24 protein-coding genes are annotated in these 21,813 nt (G+C 67.6%); 10 read left to right on the forward strand and 14 right to left on the reverse strand.

Annotated elements, in window-relative coordinates; translation table 11 throughout:
- The first annotated feature begins 6 nt into the window (after positions 1–6).
- Entirely contained in the window at positions 7–1,500 is a 1,494-nt protein-coding gene (gene gatA / locus P4826_RS11500) for an Asp-tRNA(Asn)/Glu-tRNA(Gln) amidotransferase subunit GatA (RefSeq protein WP_317700527.1), read from the forward strand.
- 2 nt (positions 1,501–1,502) lie between these two features.
- Positions 1,503–2,948, forward strand: a complete 1,446-nt coding sequence (gene gatB / locus P4826_RS11505) for an Asp-tRNA(Asn)/Glu-tRNA(Gln) amidotransferase subunit GatB (protein WP_317700528.1) — start codon at positions 1,503–1,505, stop codon at positions 2,946–2,948.
- Between the two features lie 57 nt (positions 2,949–3,005).
- Here gatB and P4826_RS11510 read toward each other — a convergent pair whose 3' ends face one another.
- Together P4826_RS11510 and pyrE are read right to left on the reverse strand one after the other, a co-directional pair.
- Entirely contained in the window at positions 3,006–3,662 is a 657-nt protein-coding gene (locus P4826_RS11510) for a DUF4124 domain-containing protein (protein ID WP_317700529.1), read from the reverse strand.
- Between the two features lie 57 nt (positions 3,663–3,719).
- Positions 3,720–4,418, reverse strand: coding sequence for an orotate phosphoribosyltransferase (pyrE, locus tag P4826_RS11515; RefSeq protein WP_317700530.1), 699 nt, complete (start codon positions 4,416–4,418; stop codon positions 3,720–3,722).
- A gap of 10 nt (positions 4,419–4,428) precedes the next feature.
- Between pyrE and P4826_RS11520 the strand changes: the two genes are divergently transcribed.
- Positions 4,429–5,229, forward strand: coding sequence for an exodeoxyribonuclease III (locus P4826_RS11520; RefSeq protein WP_317703760.1), 801 nt, complete (start codon positions 4,429–4,431; stop codon positions 5,227–5,229).
- Positions 5,230–5,250: 21 nt separating this feature from the next.
- Here P4826_RS11520 and P4826_RS11525 read toward each other — a convergent pair whose 3' ends face one another.
- Positions 5,251–6,132 carry a LysR family transcriptional regulator gene (locus P4826_RS11525; protein ID WP_317700531.1) on the reverse strand — a complete coding sequence of 294 codons (882 nt, stop codon included), beginning with the start codon at positions 6,130–6,132 and terminating at the stop codon, positions 5,251–5,253.
- Positions 6,133–6,230: 98 nt separating this feature from the next.
- Between P4826_RS11525 and P4826_RS11530 the strand changes: the two genes are divergently transcribed.
- Genes P4826_RS11530 through P4826_RS11540 form a run of 3 tightly spaced genes read left to right on the forward strand, consistent with a single transcriptional unit; the run spans position 6,231 to position 7,711 of the window.
- Positions 6,231–6,908 (forward strand): Bax inhibitor-1/YccA family protein, encoded by a 678-nt coding sequence (locus tag P4826_RS11530; RefSeq protein WP_317700532.1) that lies wholly within the window; start codon positions 6,231–6,233, stop codon positions 6,906–6,908.
- 16 nt (positions 6,909–6,924) lie between these two features.
- Positions 6,925–7,203, forward strand: coding sequence for a TFIIB-type zinc ribbon-containing protein (locus P4826_RS11535; protein WP_317700533.1), 279 nt, complete (start codon positions 6,925–6,927; stop codon positions 7,201–7,203).
- A gap of 43 nt (positions 7,204–7,246) precedes the next feature.
- Positions 7,247–7,711, forward strand: coding sequence for an ABC transporter substrate-binding protein (locus P4826_RS11540; RefSeq protein WP_317700534.1), 465 nt, complete (start codon positions 7,247–7,249; stop codon positions 7,709–7,711).
- Positions 7,712–7,777: 66 nt separating this feature from the next.
- Here the strand turns inward: P4826_RS11540 and P4826_RS11545 are convergent, their stop codons facing one another.
- From P4826_RS11545 to P4826_RS11585, 9 genes are all read right to left on the reverse strand, one after another.
- Positions 7,778–8,977: an acyl-CoA dehydrogenase family protein gene (locus tag P4826_RS11545; protein ID WP_317700535.1), complete on the reverse strand. Its 1,200-nt coding sequence runs from the start codon at positions 8,975–8,977 to the stop codon at positions 7,778–7,780.
- A gap of 75 nt (positions 8,978–9,052) precedes the next feature.
- On the reverse strand, positions 9,053–9,976 hold the full coding sequence (locus P4826_RS11550) for an SMP-30/gluconolactonase/LRE family protein (protein ID WP_317700536.1): 924 nt from the start codon (positions 9,974–9,976) through the stop codon (positions 9,053–9,055).
- A 12-nt stretch (positions 9,977–9,988) separates the two neighbouring features.
- The gene (locus tag P4826_RS11555; RefSeq protein ID WP_317700537.1) at positions 9,989–10,852 is read right to left on the reverse strand and encodes an amidohydrolase family protein; all 864 of its coding nucleotides are present in this window, start codon (positions 10,850–10,852) and stop codon (positions 9,989–9,991) included.
- Positions 10,849–11,820, reverse strand: a complete 972-nt coding sequence (locus tag P4826_RS11560) for a Bug family tripartite tricarboxylate transporter substrate binding protein (protein ID WP_317700538.1) — start codon at positions 11,818–11,820, stop codon at positions 10,849–10,851. The genes P4826_RS11555 and P4826_RS11560 overlap by 4 nt, the downstream gene beginning before the upstream one ends.
- A gap of 22 nt (positions 11,821–11,842) precedes the next feature.
- Positions 11,843–12,832 carry a Bug family tripartite tricarboxylate transporter substrate binding protein gene (locus P4826_RS11565; protein WP_317700539.1) on the reverse strand — a complete coding sequence of 330 codons (990 nt, stop codon included), beginning with the start codon at positions 12,830–12,832 and terminating at the stop codon, positions 11,843–11,845.
- 61 nt (positions 12,833–12,893) lie between these two features.
- Positions 12,894–13,862, reverse strand: coding sequence for a Bug family tripartite tricarboxylate transporter substrate binding protein (locus P4826_RS11570; protein WP_317700540.1), 969 nt, complete (start codon positions 13,860–13,862; stop codon positions 12,894–12,896).
- 37 nt (positions 13,863–13,899) lie between these two features.
- Positions 13,900–14,829 (reverse strand): NAD(P)-dependent oxidoreductase, encoded by a 930-nt coding sequence (locus P4826_RS11575; RefSeq protein ID WP_317700541.1) that lies wholly within the window; start codon positions 14,827–14,829, stop codon positions 13,900–13,902.
- Positions 14,826–15,512, reverse strand: a complete 687-nt coding sequence (locus P4826_RS11580; RefSeq protein ID WP_317700542.1) for an RraA family protein — start codon at positions 15,510–15,512, stop codon at positions 14,826–14,828. Before P4826_RS11580 ends, P4826_RS11575 begins: the two co-directional genes overlap by 4 nt.
- Before the next feature lie 98 nt (positions 15,513–15,610).
- Positions 15,611–16,612, reverse strand: coding sequence for a Bug family tripartite tricarboxylate transporter substrate binding protein (locus tag P4826_RS11585; protein WP_317700543.1), 1,002 nt, complete (start codon positions 16,610–16,612; stop codon positions 15,611–15,613).
- Positions 16,613–16,743: 131 nt separating this feature from the next.
- Between P4826_RS11585 and P4826_RS11590 the strand changes: the two genes are divergently transcribed.
- The 4 genes from P4826_RS11590 (at position 16,744) to P4826_RS11605 (ending at position 19,984) form a co-directional block, all read left to right on the forward strand.
- A complete protein-coding gene (locus tag P4826_RS11590; RefSeq protein ID WP_317700544.1) occupies positions 16,744–17,523 on the forward strand; it encodes an IclR family transcriptional regulator in 780 nt (259 codons plus the stop codon).
- A gap of 57 nt (positions 17,524–17,580) precedes the next feature.
- Positions 17,581–18,219 (forward strand): MBL fold metallo-hydrolase, encoded by a 639-nt coding sequence (locus tag P4826_RS11595; RefSeq protein WP_317700545.1) that lies wholly within the window; start codon positions 17,581–17,583, stop codon positions 18,217–18,219.
- Between the two features lie 122 nt (positions 18,220–18,341).
- Complete coding sequence (locus P4826_RS11600; RefSeq protein ID WP_317700546.1) at positions 18,342–19,019, forward strand: hypothetical protein; 678 nt, start codon at positions 18,342–18,344, stop codon at positions 19,017–19,019.
- Entirely contained in the window at positions 19,016–19,984 is a 969-nt protein-coding gene (locus P4826_RS11605) for a hypothetical protein (RefSeq protein WP_317700547.1), read from the forward strand. The genes P4826_RS11600 and P4826_RS11605 overlap by 4 nt, the downstream gene beginning before the upstream one ends.
- A 68-nt stretch (positions 19,985–20,052) precedes the next feature.
- On the opposite strand, the gene P4826_RS11610 is transcribed toward P4826_RS11605, so the two are convergent.
- Both P4826_RS11610 and P4826_RS11615 read right to left on the reverse strand, forming a co-directional pair.
- Positions 20,053–20,910, reverse strand: coding sequence for a M48 family metallopeptidase (locus P4826_RS11610; RefSeq protein ID WP_317700548.1), 858 nt, complete (start codon positions 20,908–20,910; stop codon positions 20,053–20,055).
- A 10-nt stretch (positions 20,911–20,920) separates the two neighbouring features.
- On the reverse strand, positions 20,921–21,802 hold the full coding sequence (locus P4826_RS11615; RefSeq protein WP_317700549.1) for a DMT family transporter: 882 nt from the start codon (positions 21,800–21,802) through the stop codon (positions 20,921–20,923).
- Positions 21,803–21,813 lie beyond the last annotated feature (11 nt).

Consider the following 21,813-nt stretch of genomic DNA (forward strand, 5'->3'; position numbering starts at 1 on the left):
GCAGCCATGAACAACAACACCGATCTGCACGACCTGGGCGTGACCCAGCTGGCCGCCGCACTGCGCGCCAAACAGGTGAGCGCCGTCGAGGCCGCCCAGCATTTCCTGGCGCGCGCCAAGGCGCACCAGGGCCTGGCCGCCTACCTGGCCATCGACGAGGACGTGACGCTGGCCCAGGCGCGCGCTCAGGATGCCGCCCTGGCCACGGGCCAGGCGGCGCCGCTGGCCGGCCTGCCAATCGCGCACAAGGACGTGTTCGTCACGCGCGACTTTCCCACCACCGCCGCCAGCAAGATGCTGGCCGGCTACCGCTCGCCGTTTGATGCCACGGTGGTCGCGCGTCTGGCGCAGGCAGGCTGCGTGACGCTGGGCAAACTCAGCTGCGACGAGTTCGCCATGGGCGCCAGCAACGAAAAGGCCGCCATTGCCGCCCTTGGGCTGGACGCGCCCCAGCCCGCGCATAACCCCTGGAACCCGCGGCATGTGCCCGGCGGCTCATCCGGCGGCTCGGCCGTGGCCGTGGCGGCGCGCCTGGCACCGGCGGCCACCGGCACCGACACGGGCGGCTCCATCCGCCAGCCGGCCAGCTTTTGCGGCATTACCGGCATCAAACCCACCTACGGCCGCGCCAGCCGTTACGGCATGATCGCCTTTGCCTCCAGCCTGGATCAGGCCGGCCCCATGGCACGCAGCGCCGAGGACTGCGCCCTGCTGCTGAGCCAGATCTGCGGCCCCGACCCGGAGCGCGACGCCACCAGCCTGGATCACCCGGCCGAGGATTTCACGCGCGGCCTGCAGGGCTCCATCGCCGGCCTGCGCATAGGCGTGCCGGCAGAATTTTTCAGCGATGGCCTGCAGGACGACGTGCGCACCGCAGTCGAGGCGGCCCTGAAGGAATACGAAAAGCTGGGCGCCAGGCTGGTGCCCATCAGCCTGCCGCGCACCGCGCTGTCGGTGCCGGTGTACTACATCCTGGCCCCGGCCGAGGCCAGCTCCAACCTGTCGCGCTTTGACGGCGTGCGCTACGGCCACCGCGCCGAAAAGTACGCCGACCTGCTGGACATGTACAAGAAGACCCGCGCCGAGGGCTTTGGCGACGAGGTCAAGCGCCGCATCATGATCGGCACCTATGTGCTGTCCGAGGGCTACTACGACGCCTACTACCTGCAGGCGCAAAAGATCCGCCGCATGATCGCCGACGACTTCCAGGCCGCGTTCCAGCAATGCGACCTGATCGCCGGCCCGGTGGCGCCCAGCGTGGCGCCGCAGCTGGGCGCGCAGACCGACCCGGTGAGCAGCTACCTGGCCGACATCTACACCCTGCCGGCGTCGCTGGCCGGCCTGCCCGGCATGAGCGTGCCGGCGGGCTTTGGCGGCGCGGGCCTGCCCGTGGGCCTGCAGCTGATAGGCAACTACTTCCAGGAGGGTCGTTTGCTCAATGCCGCGCACCAGCTGCAGCTGGCCACCGACCACCACCTGCGCCGCCCGGAGGGCTTCTGACCATGAGCACGCAACTGATCCAGGGCTACGAGGTCGTCATCGGCTTCGAGACGCACGCCCAGCTGGCCACGCAATCCAAGATCTTCAGCCGCGCCAGCACCGCCTTTGGCGCCGAGCCCAATACCCAGGCCAGCGCCGTCGATCTGGCCCTGCCCGGCACCCTGCCGGTGATGAACCGCGAGGCCGTCGCCTGCGCTATCAAATTAGGACTTGCTCTTGGCTCCCACATTGCGCCAGAGAGCATTTTTGCCCGCAAGAACTACTTCTACCCGGATCTGCCCAAGGGCTACCAGATCAGCCAGTTCGAGATCCCGGTGGTGCAGGGCGGCGAGGTCAGCTTCTACCTGGGTGACGAGAAAAAAACCGTGCGCCTGGTGCGCGCCCACCTGGAGGAAGACGCGGGCAAGAGCCTGCACGAAGAGTTCCACGGCATGAGCGGCATCGATCTGAACCGCGCCGGCACGCCGCTGTTGGAGATCGTCACCGAGCCCGACATGCGCGGCAGCGAAGAAGCCGTGGCCTACGCCAAGGCGCTGCACCAGATCGTCACCTGGATTGGCATTTGCGACGGCAACATGCAGGAGGGGTCGTTCCGCTGCGACGCCAACGTCAGCGTGCGCAAGCCCGGCGCGCCGCTGGGCACGCGCCGCGAGATCAAGAACCTGAACAGCTTCAGGAACATGCAGCAGGCGATCGACTACGAGATCCGCTGGCAGATCGAACAACTGGAGGACGGCCACAAAATCCAGCAGGCCACCGTGCTGTTCAACCCCGACACCGGCGAGACGCGCGCCATGCGCACCAAGGAGGACGCGGCCGACTACCGCTACTTCCCCGATCCGGATCTGCCACCGCTGCGCATCGCCGCCAGCTGGATAGACGAGGTCAAGGCTGCCATGCCCGAGCTGCCGCGCGCCATGGCGGCGCGCTTCGTGGCGCAATACGGCCTGCCCGAGTACGACGCCACCACGCTCACGCAAAGCCGCACCATGGCGGCCTACTTCGAACAGGCAGCCCAGGCCTGCGGCCAGGCAAAATTAGCCAGCAACTGGATCATGGGCGAGATCTCGCGGCGCCTGAACGCCGAGGAAATCGGCATGGAGGCAGTCAAGGTCACCAGCAGCCAGCTGGCCACGTTGATCAGCCGCATACAGGACGGCACCATCAGCAACAACGCGGCCAGGCAGGTCTTCGAGGCGCTGTGGAACGGCGAGGCCACCGAGGTGGACGCCATCATCGAGGCCAAGGGCCTGAAGCAAATGAATGACAGCGGCGCGCTGGAGAAAATCATCGACGAGGTGATCGCCGCCAACCCGGCCAACGTGGAGCAGTACCGCGCCGGCAAGGACAAGGCCTTCAACGCCCTGGTCGGCCAGGTGATGAAGGCCAGCAAGGGCAAGGCGAATCCGCAGCAGGTCAATGAGCTGTTAAAGGCCAAATTGGCCTGAAACGCCCGCCAGACAAGCGCAAACAGCTATCAAAAATAAAGGCTCCTGCAGGAGCCTTTATTTTTGCGGCGCCGGCAGCTGCCCCCATTGGGTGGACGAGGCGCGCTGCGCCGCCCACAGCTGGCGCAGCTGCGCCAGCTCGGCATCGAAGCGTTGGTGGATGCGGCGCTTCTCCAGCTCCTGGGTGGCCAGAAAGCGCTGCTGGTCGGCCAGGGCCTGCTCGTTGTCGGCAATCTGGCGCTGCAGCAGTACGGGGGCCTTGGTCACGTCGCCGCGGTAGAACTCCAGCTCCACGTCCAGCCGCCTGCGTTCGGCCTTCAGCGACTGCACGCGTTTGTGCGCCACGACGACAACCTCTTCCACCTGATCCAGCGCCGCATTGCGCTCGGCCTGGTGCGTGGCCTCGTCGGGGTAGCGCGCCGTGAGCGCGCGCTCGCGCCGGCGCTCCTCGGCGATGCGGGCGCTCTCCTCGGCCTGCTTGCGGCGCTGCACCTCCTGCGCCGCGCGTTCATGCTCGGTCAGCGAGGGGCCGATGCGGCGGCGCTCGGTACCGGTGTGGTCCAGCACGCGCTGCTCACGATCCACGCAATCGGCAATCGGCCGGTCGGAGGTGATGCGCCGGCCATGCTTGTCGATGCAGGTGTAGACCTCTTGCGGCGGCCTGGCCTGCTGCGCCCAGGCCTGCGCTGCCGCGGCCAGCGCAACGCATGTCATCAGCCCTCCCGTCACTGCCTTTGTTTTCAAGCCATTGCCCCTCTCACGGCCCATGCCTCAGTCATTGACGCCATAGCGCTGGCGATAGGCCAACACGCGCTCGTGGTGGGCGTGCATTTGCGCGTCGCCACCGTCAGCCGCCAAGTATTGCAGCAAGTCGGCCAGCTTGGCGATGGCACAAACCTGCATACCCAGCTCGCGGCGCACATATTGCACGGCGCTGTGCTCCACGTCCTGGCCGTTCTCGGTGGCCTTCTCCTGGCGATCGAGCGCAATCGCCATGGCGTGTGGCGTGGCGCCGGCGGCCTGGATCAGGGCGATGGACTCTCGCGCGGCCGTGCCGGCGCTCATCACGTCGTCGATGATGAGCACGCGGCCGGCCAGCGGCGCGCCCACCAGGGTGCCACCCTCGCCATGGTCCTTGGCCTCCTTGCGGTTATAGGCAAAGGGTACGTTCCTGCCCAGCCGCGCCAGCTCCACGGCCACCGTGGCGGCCAGCGGGATGCCCTTGTAGGCCGGGCCGAAGACCATGTCGAACCCCACGCCGCTGGCCAGCAGCGCCTGTGCATAGAATTGCGCCAGGCGCCCGAGCTTGGCGCCATCGTCAAACAGGCCGGCGTTGAAGAAATATGGACTCATGCGCCCGGCCTTGGTCTTGAACTCACCAAAGCGCAGCACGCCGGATTCCACCGCAAAACGCACGAATTCCTGTGCCAGGACGTCCTGATACGGCGCCGGCGCGTTGTCTGTCACCATGGATGCATCCTTGTTCAAATTAACCAGTCTTAACCTCAACGGCATCCGCTCGGCCACGTCCAAGGGCGTGGAGGAATGGATGGCGCAAAACCGCCCGGATTGTATTTGCGTGCAGGAGCTCAAGGCCCAGTCCGCCGACATGCAGGGGCGCTTTGAAGAGCTGGCGGGGCTCTCGGGCCATTTTCATTTTGCCGAGAAAAAAGGCTACTCCGGCGTGGGCATCTACACACGCCACGCGCCCAGCGACGTGATCATCGGCTATGGCTCCGACGAATTCGACGCCGAAGGCCGCTATGTGGAGCTGCGCTTTGACCGGCCCGGGCGCCGGCTGTCGCTGATCAGCGCCTACTTCCCCAGCGGCAGCTCTGGCGAGGAGCGCCAGCAGGCCAAGTTCCGCTTCCTCGATGAATTCCACCCGCACCTGATGCGGCTCAAGGCCGAACGCGAGTTCATCCTCTGCGGCGACATCAACATCGCGCACCAGCAGGCGGACCTGAAGAACTGGCGCAGCAACCAGAAGAACAGCGGCTTCCTGCCCGAGGAGCGCGCCTGGATGACGAAGCTGCTGGGCGCCGAACCCGATGGCGGCCTGGTGGACGTGTACCGCCGCCTGCAGCCCGAGACCACCGACGCCTGCTACACATGGTGGAGCAACCGCGGCCAGGCCTATGCGAACAATGTGGGGTGGCGGCTGGACTACCACCTGGCCACGCCGCAGCTTGCCGAACTGGCGCGCAGCGAGGCGATCTACAAGGGCGAGAAATTCAGCGACCATGCGCCGATCACCGTCGGCTACGACCTGGTCTTGTGACGCATCGAGCCGGCGCGCGGCTCAGCCCCGGGCCAGCAGCTGCTGCACCACCGGGTGCTTGACGCGGCGCTCGGTGCTGATGGCGTAGTAGTGGTCTTCCACCCCCTCGCAGGGGCCGAGCAGCCGGGCCTGGTGGCGCTGCAGCAAATCGTCCTGCACCGACAGCGCGGCCGGGAACACCCCCAGGCCGCTGCCGCCAAAGGTCTCCAGCAGGGCGCTGTCTTCAAACTCGCCGACCACGCGCGGGCGCAGCCGGTGCTGGATCAGCCACTGGTCGAGCGGGCGGCGCACCGTGGAATGGGTGGTGGGCAGCAGCACCGGCACCCGGTTGAGCGAGGCCGGAAACCCGTCCTGCGCCTGCTCCCACCAGTACGGCGCCGCGTACCAGCCCATGGCCGATGCACCCAGGGGGTGGTTGTGCACCTTCAGGTGCGGGTTGAAGGGCGCCGGGTGGTCGGACAGCACCACGTCCATCCGGTGCAGCGCCAGGTCGGCCAGCAGGTCCGCCATCTCGCCCTCGTGACACACCAGCCGCAGGCCGGGCGTGGCCAGCACCGGCTGCAGCAGGCGCTGCACCACCAGCTTGGGCAGGCCGTCGGCAATCCCCACCGTCAGGCGCACGGCCTGCACCTGGGCTGCGCCGCGCACCAGCTCCGGCAGCGATTCACCGAGCTGGAAGATCTGCTCGGCCTGCTGCAGCGCCACCACCCCGGCCTCGGTCAGTGCCAGGCCACGGCCGGCGGGCTTGAGCAGCTGGCAGCCCAGATCACGCTCCAACTCGCGCACCTGGGCGCTCACCGTCTGGATGGCCATGTCCAGGCGCGTGGCGGCGCGCGACATGCCGCCCTCCTTGGCGACCACCCAGAAGTAGTACAGATGGCGGTAGTTGAAGGCCAGGCTCATATTCAGTTTTTACAGGATTTTCAATCACTGATTGTCTGCTTTTTCGCAAGGTATCAACACCCTATTCTGGCGCCCTTCTCCGTTACCCGGGATTCACCATGAACCGACCTCTTGCTCTCTCAACACCCAGCGCCAGCACCGGCTGGGGCGCCAGCATTGCCCGGCACCGGGTGCTGCGCAACACCTATGCCCTGCTGTCCATGACGCTGCTGTTCAGCGCGGCCATTGCGGGGCTGGCGGTGGCGCTGCAGGCGCCGCCGGCCGGCCTGGTCATCACCCTGGTCGGCTACTTTGGCCTGCTGTTTCTCGTGCACAAGCTGCAGCACAGCGGCTGGGCGATTCCCGTGGTGTTCGCCCTGACGGGCTTCATGGGCTACACCCTGGGCCCGGTGCTGGCCAAACATCTGGCGCTGCCCGGCGGCGCGCAGACGATTGCGCTGGCCCTGGGCGCGACGGGCGCGACCTTTCTGGCCCTGTCGGCCTGGGTGCTGGCCTCGCGGCGCGACTTCAGCTTCATGGGCGGCTTTCTCTTCGCCGGCATGGTGATTGCCCTGCTGGCCGGCCTGGGCGCCGTGTTTCTGCAGCTGCCGGCGCTGTCGCTGGCCGTCTCGGCCATGGTGGCACTGCTGTCGGCCGGCATGATTTTGTTCGAGACCAGCCGCATCGTGAACGGCGGCGAGACCAACTACGTGCTGGCCACGGTGGGCCTGTTCGTGTCGCTGTTCAACCTGTTCACCAGCCTGCTGAGCCTGTTCGGCTTTGGCAGCAACGACTGATCACAAGGAAAAGCCTATGAAATGCCCCCAGTGCAACGACGTCACCCTGGTCATGGCCGAGCGCCAGGGCGTGGAGATCGACTACTGCACGCAATGCCGTGGCGTCTGGCTGGACCGTGGCGAGCTGGACAAGCTGATCGAGCGCAGCGCCCACGCCAGCCCGGCAGCGGCGCCGCAGCCAGCCTACCAGCGCCCCACGCACCGGCCCGACTTCGAGGACTCGGACTTTCGCCACCACGGCTCGCACGGCCAGCAGCGCAAGCACAAGTCCTGGCTCAGCGAGATCTTCGATTAAGCCGCCTCTCCCCCACCCTTGCCATTCTTCTCAGGAAAACTCCATGAACGCTTCTTTTCGCTCCACCGCTACCGTGATCGCCCTGACCGCAGCCGCCCTGGCCGCCCCCTCGCTGGCCCATGCCAAGCGCCTGGGCGGCGGCAAGCCGATGCAGCGCAGCAGCCTGGCCAAGACCGCACCCGCCCCGGCGGCGCCGGTTGCCCCCAAGGCCAGCCCGGCGCCCACGGCACCCGCAACCCCGGCAGCAGCAGCACCCGCAGCGCCAGCTGCCGCCCCGACCGCCCGCGGCCCCGGCCTGATGGGCACCATGGGCGCGGCCGCCGTGGGCGCCGTGGCCGGCACCATGGCCGGCAATGCGCTGGCCGGCGCCCTGCCTTCGGACAAGGACGCCAAGGCCAAGGAGGCCGAAGCCCAGGCACAGGCGGCAGAGAAGGAGGCCCAGGAGCTGCAGCGCAAGGCCGATGAAGCCAAAGCAAAGGCCGAAGCGGCCCGTGCGGCCGCCAAATAAGCGCCAACAGCTATATTTATTATAGCGTGTCGAGGCGCCATCCCGAGCCGATGGCGCCCGGCCGGCTCACAACCCACCCTCGCGCAGCAGCTCGGCCTCGGCGCGCTCGGCCATGTGCACCAGCTTGCGGGCCATGCTCCAGCGGTGCACCTCGCTCGGGCCGTCGTAGATGCGAAAGGCGCGCATGTCGGTAAAGATGCGCATCACCGGCGTCTCGCCGGTCACGCCCTGGCCGCCCAGGATCTGCACGCTGCGGTCCACCACGCGCCACTCGGCCTCGGAGCACACGACCTTGGCGCGGCTGGATTCAAAGTTGCATTTCTCGCCCTGATCCAGCAGCCAGGCCGTGTGCCAGATATGCAGGCGCGCGGTGTGCAGATCCATGTCGTTGTCGGCCAGCATGAAGCCCACCCCCTCGTGCTCGGCCAGCGGCCGGCCGAAGGCCTGGCGCCGGCGCGCGTAGGCCAGGGCCTGGTCGTGCGCACGCCGGGCCTGGCCCAGCCAGCGCATGCAGTGCGTCAGGCGCGCGGGGGCCAGGCGCACCTGGGCGTAGCGAAAGCCCTGGCCGACCTCGCCCAGCACATCCGTTGCCGGCACACGCAGATCGTCAAAGCGCAGCACGCCGTGGCCGCCGGCAAAGCAGCTGTCCATGGCGTCCATGTTGCGCTCCAGGGTGATGCCGGGCCGGTCCATGTCGGACAAAAACATGGTCGCCGAGCCGTCCTCCATGCGCGCCATGATGATGGCGTAGTGCGCGCCCTCGGCGCCGGTGATGAACCACTTGCGGCCGTTGATGACGTAGTCGTCGCCGTCGCGCCGTGCCGTGGTCGCCAGCATCGACGGATCAGCCCCGGCGCCGGGCGCGGGCTCGGTCATGGCAAAGCAGGAGCGTGTCGCGCCTGCCACCTGCGGGCGCAGCCAGCGCTCTTTTTGCACGGGCGTCGCCACCGCCTCCATCAAATGGATGTTGCCCTCGTCGGGTGCGTGGATGTTGAGCGCCGTCGGGCCGAGCCAGGAGTAGCCGGCCTCCTCGAACACTACGGCCTTTTCCACATGGCTCAGGCCCAGGCCGCCCATCTCGGGCGACGCGTGCGGCGTGAGCAGCCCCGCCGCCCTGCCGCGCGCCACCAGCTCGTTGCGCAGCGCCTCGCTGGGGCCGTGGTGCGACTGGCGCTCGTCGTTTTCCAGCGGAATCACCTGTTCGGCGACGAATTGTCTGGTTTTGTCGCGCAATGCGCGCAGTTCGGGGGGCAAAGAGAAATTCATGCGCTACCTCGTGATAAGGCCCGGCAGGGTGACCGGCATAGGAAGCTTTCTACCGCACTCCGCCGCCACCGAATTTCAGTGACGCGCCGCCCGGTGCAAGGGCAAGCCAGGCACCCCCAGCGTGGCGCGCAGGATGCGCCCATGCGTGGAGTCGGTCACGTAGATCTGATCCCGGTCCGCGCCGCCGAAGGCCAGGTTGGTGATGGAGCTGCCCGGCAGACCGCGCATCACCTGCACCGGCTCCGCGCGGTCGTTGAGCACCCAGACATAGCCCAGGCCCGGATTGGCGACGAGCAGGCGGCCCTCGGCGTCCACGGCCAGGCCGTCGGGGCCGCTGGGGCCGTAGGAGGTGAAGAACTGGCCCACCTTGGCCACGCTGCCGTCGGGCAGCAGCGGCACGCGCCATACGCAGTTGCCGCGCGTCACGGCCAGGTACAGCACGCGCTCGTCGGGCGACAGCGCCACGCCATTGGGACTGGGCACGTTGGTGAGCAACAGGTCGAGCTGGCCGTTGGTGCGCAGGCGGTACAGGCGCCCGCTGGGGTCGTGCAGCCCGGTCTGCCCCTGGTCGGTGAAGTACAGGTTGCCCTGGCTGTCGAACACCAGGTCGTTCACGCCCTTGAAGCGTTCGCTGTTGCGCCGCTCCAGAAAAGGGCTGACCTGGCCGCTGGCCAGATCCAGGCGCATCAGGCCGTTCTTGTAGTCGGTGATGAGCAGCGTGCCGGCATCGAGGAACTTCATGCCGTTGGGCTCGCCGTCGTATTCGGCCGCCAGCGTCCAGGCGCCCTGCGGGTCGATGCGGAAAACGCGGCCCCAGGGGATGTCGGTCACGTAGAGGTTGCCGTCATCGCCCCACACCGGGCCTTCGAGGAAGGAGTCCGTCACCACGCCGCCGCGGTTGGCATCGGCCCAGTCGCTGCGCTCGCGGCGGCGCAGCGGCTCGGGCATGGAGGTGAACGGCTCCAATTCACACACCTGGGGGGATTGCAGCAGAAACATGAAAAATTCCTTTCAAAAGCCGTAGAGCCGCGCCGGGTTGTCCACGAGGATGCGGTCCATGGCCGCGTCCGACCCGGCCCAGGCCCGCAGCAGGTCCACCAGGTCGGCATCGTTCACCGTGCCCGGCGTCGCGGTGGTGTGCGGCCAGTCGCTGCCCCACACCAGACGCTCGGGCGCGGCCCGCACCAGCGCCTGAGCCAGCACCAGCGTATCCGCATATGCGGGCGCGGTCGAGCGCATGTACGCGCCCGAGAGCTTGACCCAGGTGTTACCGCCGTCCAGCAGCCGGCGCAGCGCGCCGTAGCCGTCGGCGGACGGCCCCCCGTCCGGATCGATGCGGCCCAGGTGGTCGATCACCAGCGGCACGGGCAGCGCGGCCAGCACGCTTTCCAGGGCCACGATCTGCTCCGGGTGCATGAAGACCTGGATGTGCCAGAGCGGCAGGCGCGCGGCCTTGCGCGCCAGCGTGGCCAGCATCTGCGGCGTGGTCTCGCCCCAGGATTGCGGCGTGACGAAGTTCACGCGCAGCCCGCGCACGCGGCGCGCGTGCAGGCGGTCGAGTTCGGCATCGCCCACGTCCTGCGCCACCACGGCCACGCCGCGCGCGCCGTCGCCCAGCTGGTCCAGCGCATCGAGCGTGCAGGCGTTGTCGGTGCCGTAGGTAGAAGGCGTGACGACCACCGTGCGCTGCGTGCCCAGTCGCTGCTGCAGCCGCCGGTAGGCGGCCACGGGCGCGTCTGGCGGCGTTCGCTTCCAGTGCGGCGACGGTGCGAAACGCGGATCGAAGATGTGCATGTGGCTGTCGCAGGCCAACGGCGGCAGCGGGCGCGCGGGCCGGTTCAGGCCCACGGAATGCGGCACGGTGTGCGCAGTCATTGCTTGTCGATGCCGACCTTGGCCGCCACGGCCTCCCACAGCTGAGCATCGCTCTTGAGCCTGTCGGCGAACGCCTGGCCGCTCACCACGCCGGGCACCGCGCCCAGGTCGTTGGCGAACGACTGCACGTCGGCGCTGGCCATGGCCTTGGCGATGTTCTTGCGCAGCGTCTCCAGCACCGCCTCGGGCGTGCCCTTGGGCGCCCACAGGCCAGTAAAGTTGACGACCTTGTAGTCGGGCGCACCCGCCTGCGCGAAGGTGGGCACGTCGGGCAGCGCCTTCAGGCGCTGCTCGCCGCTCACCGCCAGCAGGCGCACCTTGCCGCCGCGCACCTGGCCCATGACGCCGGGGGTGGAGGCGATCTGGAAGTCGATGGTGCCGCTCAGCAGCGCCAGCGTGGCCTCGCCCGCGCCCTTGAACGGCACATGGGTGGCCCTCAGGCCGCTGACGCCTTCCAGCGCCACGGTGGCGAAGTGCGGCATGGTGCCCGCGCCGCCGGTGCCGTAGTTCAGCTTGCCTGTGTGGGCCTGCGAATACGCCACCATGTCGCCCAGCGTCTTGAACGGCGAGTTGGCGGCCACCACCACTGTCGTGGGCGCGAAGTTGAAGCCGGCCACGGGCACCAGGTCGTGCGCGTAATCCCACGGCAGCTTCTTGAAGACCTGCGGCAGGATGGAGTACGTGGTGTCGTTCGCCATCAGCGTGTAGCCGTCGCCGGGCGCGCGCGCCACCTGCGTGGCGCCAATGGTGCCGGTGGCGCCGGCCTTGTTCTCGACGAAGAAACTCTGGCCGGTCTGCTCGGTCAGCTTTTGCGCGATGCGGCGCGTCACCTGGTCCACGGCGCCGCCGGGTGGGTAGGGCACGACGATCTTGACGGGCTTGTCCGGGTAGGCCGTTTGCGCCTGCACGCCAGCGGCGGCGCAGGCCAGCGCCAGGGCGGCGCACAGAGGGAAGTTCATACGGTTCATGGGTGTTGTCTCCTTGTGGGGCTCATTCGGCCTTCAGGTTCAGATCCCTGGCGATCTGCATATAGGTGGCGACTTCGCGCTCGACCTGCTGCGCGAACGCCAGGCCGCAGGTGGAGTCGGCATCCAGCCCCAGGCCGCGCAGCTTCTCGGCGGCGGCGGTGCTGGCGGCGAAGTCGCCCGCCGCCTTCTCCAGTTGCTGCGCGATGGGCTGGGGCAGCCCGGCCGGGGCCAGCACGCCGTACCAGGCGTCGGCCGAATAGTTGCCGCCGCCCGCTTCGGCGAAGGTGGGCACGCCGGGCAGCAGCGGCGAGCGCTTGGGCGACGCCACGGCCAGGGCCGCGAGCTTGCCCGCTCGCAGTTGCGGCAGCACCGAGCCCAGCGTGGCGAAGGAGCTGTCGAGCTGGCCGCCCATCAGGTCCGTGACCACGGGCGCGGCGCCCTTGTACGGCACGTGGTTCAGCTGCAGGCCGTTGGCACGGGCAAACATCTCGGTGGCGAAGTGCCCCGAGCTGCCCACGCCCGCCGTGCCCGCGGTGGTGCGGCGGGGCTCCTTACGCGCGCGGGCCATGTAGTCGGCCAGCGATTTCACCGGCATGCCCGGCCCCACCACCAACACCGTCGGGCTGGTAGCGACGGTGCACAGCGGCTGGAAGGACTTCACCGCGTCGAACTTCACCCTGGTGCCGTAGAGCGCGGGAATCATGGTGTGGTTGGTGGCGCCGAACAGCAGCGTGTAGCCGTCGGCCGGCGCGCTGGCCACGGCCTGCGCGGCCAGGATCGTGTTGGCGCCGGGCTTGTTCTCCACCACGAAGGGCTGGCCCAGCGCGCGGGCTGCATGGTCGGCAAAGGCGCGGGCCACCACGTCGGTGGGGCCGCCGGCGGCGAAGCCCACCACCAGCTTCACGGGCTTGGAGGGGTAGCCCGCCTGCGCGAAGCAGGCGCCGGATGCTACCAATAAAATAGCTGTAAGCGCTTTTTCAGCAAGCGCCAGAAGCCGATTTTGCTTCAGCATTTTGAGTCTCCTTGCAGTCAATCCATGCGGGGGCGCGGGCGCGGAGGCCGCACCAACGCGCCTACTCCTTCTTGATGCCTGCGGCCTTGATGGTCTCGGCCCACCGCGCGGACTCCGCCGCGAGGCGCTTGCGGAACTCATCCGGCTGCGAGCCCACGATCTCTGAGCCCAGCGCGTCGAAGCGGGCCTTGACCTCGGGCATGGCCAGCACTTCGCGCACCGCGGTGTTGAGCCGCGTCACGATCTCAGCGGGCGTGGTGCTGGGCACGAACATGCCGTTCCACTCGTAGACCTCGTAGTTCTTCACACCGGCTTCGCTGATGGTGGGAACGTTGGGGAACAAGGGGTTGCGCTTGGCCGAGGTGATGGCCAGGGGCTTGAGCGCCCCGCCCTTGATGTGGCTGCTGAGCGCCGGCAGGTTGAAGAAACCCATGTCCACTTCACCCGCAAGAATCGCCTGCAGCGCCAGTCCGCCAGCGCGATACGGCACGTGCAGCATCTTGATGCCCACGCCTTGGTTGAACAGCTCGGCGCCCATGTACTGCACGGTGCCCTGGCCGCCCGAGCAGAAGGTCAGGTTGCCGGACGCCTTGGCGGCTGCCGCGATCAACTCCTGCAGCGTGTTGTAGGGCGAATTCTTGGGCACCACGACCAGCATGGGCGTCACGCCCACCAGCGCCACCGGCTGCAGGTCTTTGGCGGCATCGAAAGGTAGCTTCTGCAGATGGGGGTTGATGGACAGCGGCGTCGCGTCGTACAGCACCGTGTAGCCGTCCGCAGGCGCCTGCGCCACCGATGCCGCGCCGATGACGCCGCTAGCGCCCGCCTTGTTCAGAACGACGACGGACACCTTGAGCCGTGTCCCCAGGTGCTGGGCAAGCACCCGGGCCAGGGCATCGGCCGTTCCGCCCGGCGCGTAGGGCACCACCAGCGTGATCGGCTTGTTCGGCCAGGTCGATTGTGCGGTGGCGGGAATCGCGGTGAACGCCGCCAGCGCAGCGGCCAGCACGTTGAAATTGCGACGGTTCATGACGTGTTGTCTCCTTTGGAATTGAAACGGGCTGGAATCAGGCCGTGGCCGTGCGGTTCAGCACCGCCAGCGCATTGCGCGCCGCACCCAGGCCCATGTTCACGTAGGCGTCGCTGGTCACGCCACCGATGTGCGGGCTCAGGATGAAGCCGCTCTGGTGCTGGAACGGGTGGCCTGCGGCCATGGGCTCGACGGCGAAACTGTCCAGCCCGGCCATGCGCACCTGGCCGCTGTGCACGGCGGCAAGCAGTGCTGCCTCGTCGATCAGGCCGCCGCGCGCGGTGTTCACCACGATCACGCCCTTTTTGCAGCGCGCCAGCGTGTCGGCGTCCAGCAGGTCACGGTTGTCATCGGTCAACGGGCAGTGCAGCGAAATCGCGTCGCTCTCGCGCCAGATGGTTTCCAGGTCGGCGGCCTGCACGAAGTCCGGCAGGTTCTTGGCGAACGGGTCGAAGCCGAGCACGCGCATGCCCAAGGCGTCGGCCATCTTCGCGAAGCGCAGGCCGATGGCGCCCAGGCCGACGAGGCCGATGGTGCGGCCGCCGAGTTCCACGCTCTTGTGCGTGGCCTTGTCCCAGTGGCCGGCGTGCATGCGTTCGTTGAGCTGCGGCACCGATTTGGCGCAGGCCAGCAGCAGCGCCAGCGCCTGCTCGGCCACGGCGGCGGCGTTGGCGCCCACGGCGGCCACCACCTCGATGCCGCGCGCCTGGGCCGCTGCCTTGTCGATGGTGTCGGTGCCGCTGCCATGCTTGGAGATCACCTTGAGCGACGGCGCCGCGTCCATGGCCGCCGCGCCCACCTTGCTGTAGCGCACGATGATGGCCACGGGGTTGTGCCGGCGGCACAGGGCGACTACTTCGTCCTCCGTGGGCGTCTTGCCGGCATAGACGATGTCGTAATCGACGAGCAGCGCCAGCGCCTGCGGGGCGAGGTCGGCCGCCGTGACGAGGATGGCGGCGCGGCTCACAGCGTTTCTCCTTCTTTCAGCACGCCGGCGGCGCGCAGCGCGGCGGGCAGCCACTTGGCAGCCGTGTCGCCGCGGGCTATTGATTCGATGCGCGCGGCCTCGTCGGCCACCTTCTTCACGGCCAGGGCCAGCATGGCGGGCGCCTTGGCGCGTTCGATCACCACTACGCCATCGGCATCGCCCACCACCAGGTCGCCGGGGTGCACCATGGCACCGCCGCAGGCGATGGGGTGGTTCACGCGGCCGGGCACGAACTTGGTCGGCCCCGCCGGGTTGAAGCCGGCGCTGAAGACGGGGAAGTCCAGCTCCAGCAGTTCCAGCTTGTCGCGGATGCAGCCGTCCACGATCACGCCCGCCAGGCCGCGCTTCTTGCAGGCGCTGAGCATCAGCGTGCCCATGAGGGCCGCCGTCTGGTCGCCCTTGCCGTCGATCACCAGGATGTCGCCCGGCTGCGCCAGCGCGATGGCAGCGTGGATCATCAGGTTGTCGCCGGGGCGCACCTCGACGGTGAAGGCCGGGCCGGCGAGCCGCATGCGTTCATGCACCGGCGCCACGCGGGCGTGCATGGTGCCGCGGCGGCCCGCCACGTCGGCGAGGATGGCGGCCTGGAAGGTGGCGGCCTGTTGCACGACGTCGGGGCTGACGCGCTCGATGGTGCGGATCACTTCGGGGAGTTGGTTCATGGAAATCTCGGCAGTGAAGGTAAAACGGTGCGACACAACCGCCACCACGCAGGATGCAGGTGGCCGTGCCGCATGGAACGGATCAGGAAATGAGCGCTTCAGTCCAAGCTAACGCCCGAGGCCTTGACGGTCTTGGCCCAGCGCGGCAGTTCGGCGCGCAGCAGCTGGTCGAACTTCTCGGTGCTGCCGCCCAGCACCTCGCCACCCTCTGAGCGCAGCTTCTCGGCCACGTCGGGTTGCTGCAGCGCCAGGTTGATGGCCTTGTTCAACTGCTGCACGATGGCCGCAGGGGTACCGGCAGGCGCCAGCAGGCCGAACCAGGTGACGGACTCGAAACCCTTGTAACCCGATTCCTCCAGCGTGGGGGTGCCGGGCAGCTGATCCGAGCGCTTGGCCGAGGTCAGCACGATGGCGCGCAGCTTGCCGTTGCGCACCTGGCCCAGCAGCGTGGGAACGGAGGACATGTACAGGTCGATCTGGCCGCCCACCAGGTCCGTCATGGCCTGGGCCGCGCCCTTGTAGGGCACATGGCGCAGCTGGATGCCGGCGGCGTTCTCGACCAACTCGCCCGACAGGTGGGCCACCGTGCCGTTGCCGGAATAGCCCAGCGTGATGCCGTCGGGGTTGGCCTTGGCGGCGGCCACGACGTCGGCAAAGCTCTTGTAGGGCGAGCCCGCCGGCGCGGCCATGACGATGGGCGAGGACGACAGCAGCGCCACCGGCACCAGGTCCTTCAGCGGGTTGTAGGGCAGCTTGGGGTAGAGCGAGGGGTTGATCGCCAGGTTGCTGGTCTGGCCCACGACCAGGGTGTAGCCATCGGGGGCTGCCTTGGCCGCCGCGTCCACGCCCAGATTGCCGCCGGCGCCGGGGCGGTTGTCCACGACGATGGTCCAGCGATTCTGGTCGGTGAGCTTTTGCGCCACCGTGCGCGCGATCATGTCCGTGCCGCCCCCCGGGGGGAAGGGCACGATCAGGCGGATGGGCTTGGCCGGGTAGGCGGTCTGCGCCATTGCGCCGGTCGCGGGCACGGCGGCCGCGAGCAGGCCAAGAAACGTCGCACCCAGGGATGCGGTCAGGGAAAAGCGTCGAGAGAAGGCCATGGGTTTGTCTCCGTGTAAGTGATGAACCGCTGCCGGCAGACAGGCGCAGGCATCGGGACGCAACTTTAAGAAAGCGTTTCAACCTATACAATAGAGTTGCGCACAACGAAACATATCCCACGGTAAGCAACATGAGTCGTCCCGCTAATCCCCCCCTCTCCGCCGATGAATCAACGCCTGCGGGCGCACGCGACGGTGGCGTCATTGCCGTGACGCGCGCGCTGCGGCTGCTCGAGTCCTTCGCCGTGGGCGAGTCCCAGCTGTCGCTGGCCGAGATAAGCCGGCGCTGCCAGCTGCACAAGACCACGGTGCTGCGCCTGGCACGCACGCTGGCGCAGTCGGGCTACCTGGTGCAGCGCGAGGACGGCGACTGGCGCCTGGGCCCGGCCGCGGGCTGGCTGGGAGCGCGCTACCAGGCCGGCTTTGACGTGCAGAACGTGCTGGAGCCGGTGCTGCGCGAGCTCACCCTGGCCACCGGCGAAAGCGCGGCGTTCTATGTGCGCGAGGGCGACATGCGCACCTGCCTGGTGCGCGTGGAAGGCCCGCAGGCACTGCGCCACCATGCGCGCATGGGCGAGGGTCTGCCGCTGGACAAGGGCTCGCCGGGCCGCGTGATCCTGGCGTTCTCGGGCGAGCCGGGCGAGGTCTACGAGGAGATCCGCCGGCGCGGCTACCACTGGTCGATCGGCGAGCGCGAGCAGGGCGTGGCCACGGTGTCCGCTCCCGTGTTCGGCCGCCACTGGCGCCTGCTGGGCTGCGTGTGCATCTCGGGGCCACAGTCACGGCTACCGCAGGAGAAGCTGGAGGCGCTGGCCCAGACCATCATCAGGACGGCCAACCAGCTGTCCTACGCGCTGGCCGGCAAGGCCGCCAGCACGGCGGCGCAGGCGCCGGGCGTCTGGCATCCGTAAGGCGACGCCCAGCCAGCCGATACACTCGCCCGGCCATTTGCCTCCGACCTTGCCCCCATGCTCCACTACCTGACCATTCCCGTCACCGCCTTCCAGCAAAACAGCTCCCTCGTCTGGTGCGACCAGACCATGGAGGCGGCCGTCATCGACCCGGGCGGCGACCTCGATCTGCTGCTGGCCGAAGCGCAGCGCCTGGGCCTGCACCTGAAGGCCATCTGGCTCACGCACGCACACATCGACCACGCCGGCGGCACGGGCGAGCTGGCGCAAAAGCTCGGCCTGCCCATCATCGGCCCGCATCCGGGCGACCAGTTCTGGATCGATGGCCTACCCCAGCAAAGCCAGATGTTCGGCTTTCCGCCGGCCCTGCATTTCACGCCCACGCGCTGGCTGCACGATGGCGATACGGTCACCATTGGCCACGAGACACTGAACGTGCGCCACTGCCCGGGCCACACGCCCGGCCATGTGGTGTTCCACGCGCCGCAGATCGACCGCTGCTTTGTCGGCGACGTGCTGTTTGCCGGCAGCATTGGCCGCACCGACTTTCCGCAGGGCAACCACCAGCAACTGATTGACAGCATCACCGGGCGCCTGTGGCCTATGGGGGATCAGACGGTGTTCATCCCGGGCCACGGGCCGGAGAGCACGTTCGGGCGCGAGCGGCGCAGCAACCCTTATGTGGGCGGTACCTAAGCGATACAGAACCGCCCCACTGCCCCCTTTGAAGACGGCGCAGGTACTCTCCCAAATCGTGAGTGCTCAAAGCAATGGGTTTCCAGCGTCACTTAAAACCGGATTCTTGGAGTCAGCCAATCGTGTCAGCCGATCTATCCAAGCATGAAGCACCGGCGCCCGGCAGTGCGCTGGATGGATTCATCTCCTTCCTGAAGCGCGTCGTGTCAACGCTCTTCGGCGCAAAGCCGCCGAAAGATCACATTGCAGACGAGATAAGTGATCCGCCCGTTGCCGCATCCGCCACCGAGCCTCCAATGGAACCACTGCTGGATATCCGCCGCCTGTCACCCCTCGCCTTCCAGCGAAAAGTCCTCGACTGGCGTGACGAGGCTCACGTCGACATAACGTTGACCATGACCACGCTGCACCAAACCTTCAGAAATCACATCGATCGCAGGCTCAAGGAAGCAGGCCCACTCGGCAGGTTTTTTGGCCGCCCCGCGGATGAAGTTCTTCAGCATGAATTCACCTTGCGGCTTCAACAAACCATGAACTCTTGCCTATCCCGCCTGGAAACATCGCTGACAGCTCTTGCGAAAGAACAAGCGCCTACGCAAGCAGGTCACTTGCATTTTCGCAAGGAGCTCCTCATTGCAGAACACACCCATCTAAGAGGGCTGAAGTTCAAACCTTCGGAGCACAAAACACTACTCCGAGAGCTTGAAACTTGGATGCTGGGATCCCGGGGACTCGTTGCCGAGTTCCGTGACCAAGCCACCCACATGGCCGAACGGCTCACCCAGGAAACTCACGCATGATGAGCGCCATCCCCTTCGAGATTCCCACCAAATGGTCGGCCCAGTTGGCGACCGGGGAGCTTGTCCGTTACGGCGGCCTTCTGAAGGATGTGGGCACCGGGAAAATCGTCGCCCACTTGCAAGAAACAGGGGTGGCGCAGTCCGTGCTGTCATCACTTGTTTCGGGCGCGCCCACACCGCTTTCCTTGGTATCTGGCCTGATCAATGCGAGCACCGGCGTATATACGGCAGTCCAAGTGGGGCAGATTGGCACCCAGATAAACCAGCTCAAAACCATGGTTGAGACGCTACAGTCCCTGCAGGTCGCAACGCTGGGCCTGTCCTTGGCAGGCGTAGGCGCGAGCGTTGCGGGCTTCCTCTACATGCGCAAGCGTTTCAATGCCCTGGACGGGCGGCTCGACCAGATCATCGACACCATGAACACTGCTTTTGAAGATCAGCGCAAGGCAGACCTGCGTGCGCGGATGTCTCGAACCAAAGGGCTGATCCAACGTGCCGAGCATGCCAAGGATCTCTCCAATCCACAGCCCGAATACCGGGAAGTGGCTTCGGCACTTGCCGACCAGGCCGCCTATTTCGACGGTGAACTCTCTATCACGCTGTCAACCAAAGACCGCATCCCGGTAGATTTTTTCTGGCAACTGGTGCAATCGCTGATGCTCTGCAACAACGTGCGTATCGACTGCGACATGCGCAGCAATGAACTCAAATACGCCCTGCGCACCGCGGAAACGGTGGGATCGGAATACCAACGCCTGTTCAACCCGCTAACACCCATGTCTTTCGAGGGCACCGTCGAAAACGGCCTGAACACCGTCAAGGTCTTGCGCGACATCAGCGATTCCGCCGCCAGCAAACCCTATCTGATCGACTACCTGCGCACCCGCAGGATTGCCGGTGATGAATATGTCAACGCACTGGAGCAGGAGCAGCAAAACTCGCTCCTCATGCTAAGGACAAGCTGATAAAGCCCCTATTTTTATAGCTGCCAGCGCTTTCCCTATAAAGCCGAAGGTCGATCAGTCTTGATTTCTCACCCGCCCCGCGCCGCGCGATACAGCCCCTCCACCCGCGGCACGTTCTGCTCCAACTCGCGGATGCGGTCTGGCCCCGTGGGGTGGGTGGACAGAAATCCTATGCCGCCGTTGCCCGTGGCCTGGCCCATCTTCTGCCACAGGGTCACGGCGGCCTGCGGGTCGTAGCCGGCGCGCGCGGCCAGCTCCAGGCCCACCAGGTCGGCCTCGCTCTCGTCGGAGCGGCTGAATTTCAGCGTCAGCAGCTGCGTGCCCAGGTTGGCCGCCATATTGCCCAGCTCGCCCAGGCCCAGCAGCTGCGCGCCCAGCGACAGGCCGATGCTGGTGGCCTGGCTCTTGGCGATGCGCTCGCGCGCGTGCTCGCGCAGGGCATGCGCCATCTCGTGGCCCATGACCATGGCGATCTCGTCGTCGGTCAGTTTCAGCTGATCCAGGATGCCGGTGTAGAAGGCGATCTTGCCGCCGGGCATGCAGAAGGCATTGATCTGCTTGCTACCGATCAGGTTCACCTCCCAGCGCCAGCTGCCGGCGCGGCTGTTCCACTGCTGGGCGTAGGGAATGATGCGCTGCGCGATGGCGCGCAGCTGGATGAGCTGCGGGTGGTTGTCCGGCGCCAGCGCGCGCTTGGCCTTGGCCTGGGCCAGCATCTGGTCGTACTGCTGGGTGGCCGAGGTCTCCAGCTGCTCTGCCGGCACCAGCTGGCGCATGGCCGACGACTTGCCCACGTCCACCTGGGCCGCTACCGGCAGGGCGGCGGCGCCAGCGGCGGCCAGCAGGAAGGCGCGGCGCGCGTGCCAGATGCGGCCGGTGCAGCAGCCGCAGCTGTCCAAGAGTGAAGCGGTGGTAAAGATGCTCATGCGCGCAAGTCTACGGCGCGGCGCGCAGCTCCGCCCACACCACCAGCAACAGCCCGGCGATCACCCCGGCCAGTCCCAGCCAGGCCAGTGGCTGCTGGCGCTCGCCCACCACCCACACCGCCAGCACAAAGGCCGTCACCGGCTCGCCCAGCGCCAGCGTCACGCCGGTGGTGCCCGAGATATGGCGCAGCCCGCTGGAGAACAACAGATACGACAGCCCGGTGCTGACCAGCCCCAGAAACAGCACCACGCCCCAGGCCGCAGCCCCCGCCTGCAATGGCCCGCCCAACACCCAGGCCACCGGCACCGACAGCAGCGCCGCGCCGGCAAACACCGCCAGATTGGCGCGCGCCGGGCCCAGGCGCAGCACCAGCGGCTTGTTCACCAGGGTGTAGCTGGCATAGGCCAGTCCGGCCAGCAGGCACAGCGCCACGCCCGTGGCGTTCAGCCGCAGCTCCCCACCCTGGCCCAGCGCCATGGCGGCGCCGCCGGCCACGCTGACCAGCATGCCCAGCCACCACAGCGCGGGCGGCAGGCGCCGCGCCAACAGCGTCTGCAGCAGCCCGGCCCAGATGGGGCCACTGCCAATGGCAAGGGCCGTGCCCAGGGCCACGCCGCTTTGCTTGACGCCGGCAAAAAAGCTCAGGTTGTAGACGGCGATGCAGCCGCCGGCCAGGGCCATCTGCGCCCAGGGCCAGGGGCCACTGCGCGCCGGTGCGCGCCAGGCCAGGACGGCAAAAAAGGCGCTGCCAATCACCAGCCGCAGCGCCCCCACCCAGTAGGGCGAGAGCGTGGCCGGCGCCAGGCTTTGCGCCGTGCCGGTCGTGCCCCAGAGCATGGCGGCCAGCAGCACCAGGGCCATGCCGCGGGCGGAATGTCGTGTGTCGTTCATGCCTGCCATGC

The organism is Diaphorobacter limosus (genome assembly GCF_033100095.1).
GTDB classification, from domain to species: Bacteria; Pseudomonadota; Gammaproteobacteria; order Burkholderiales; family Burkholderiaceae_C; genus Alicycliphilus; species Alicycliphilus limosus.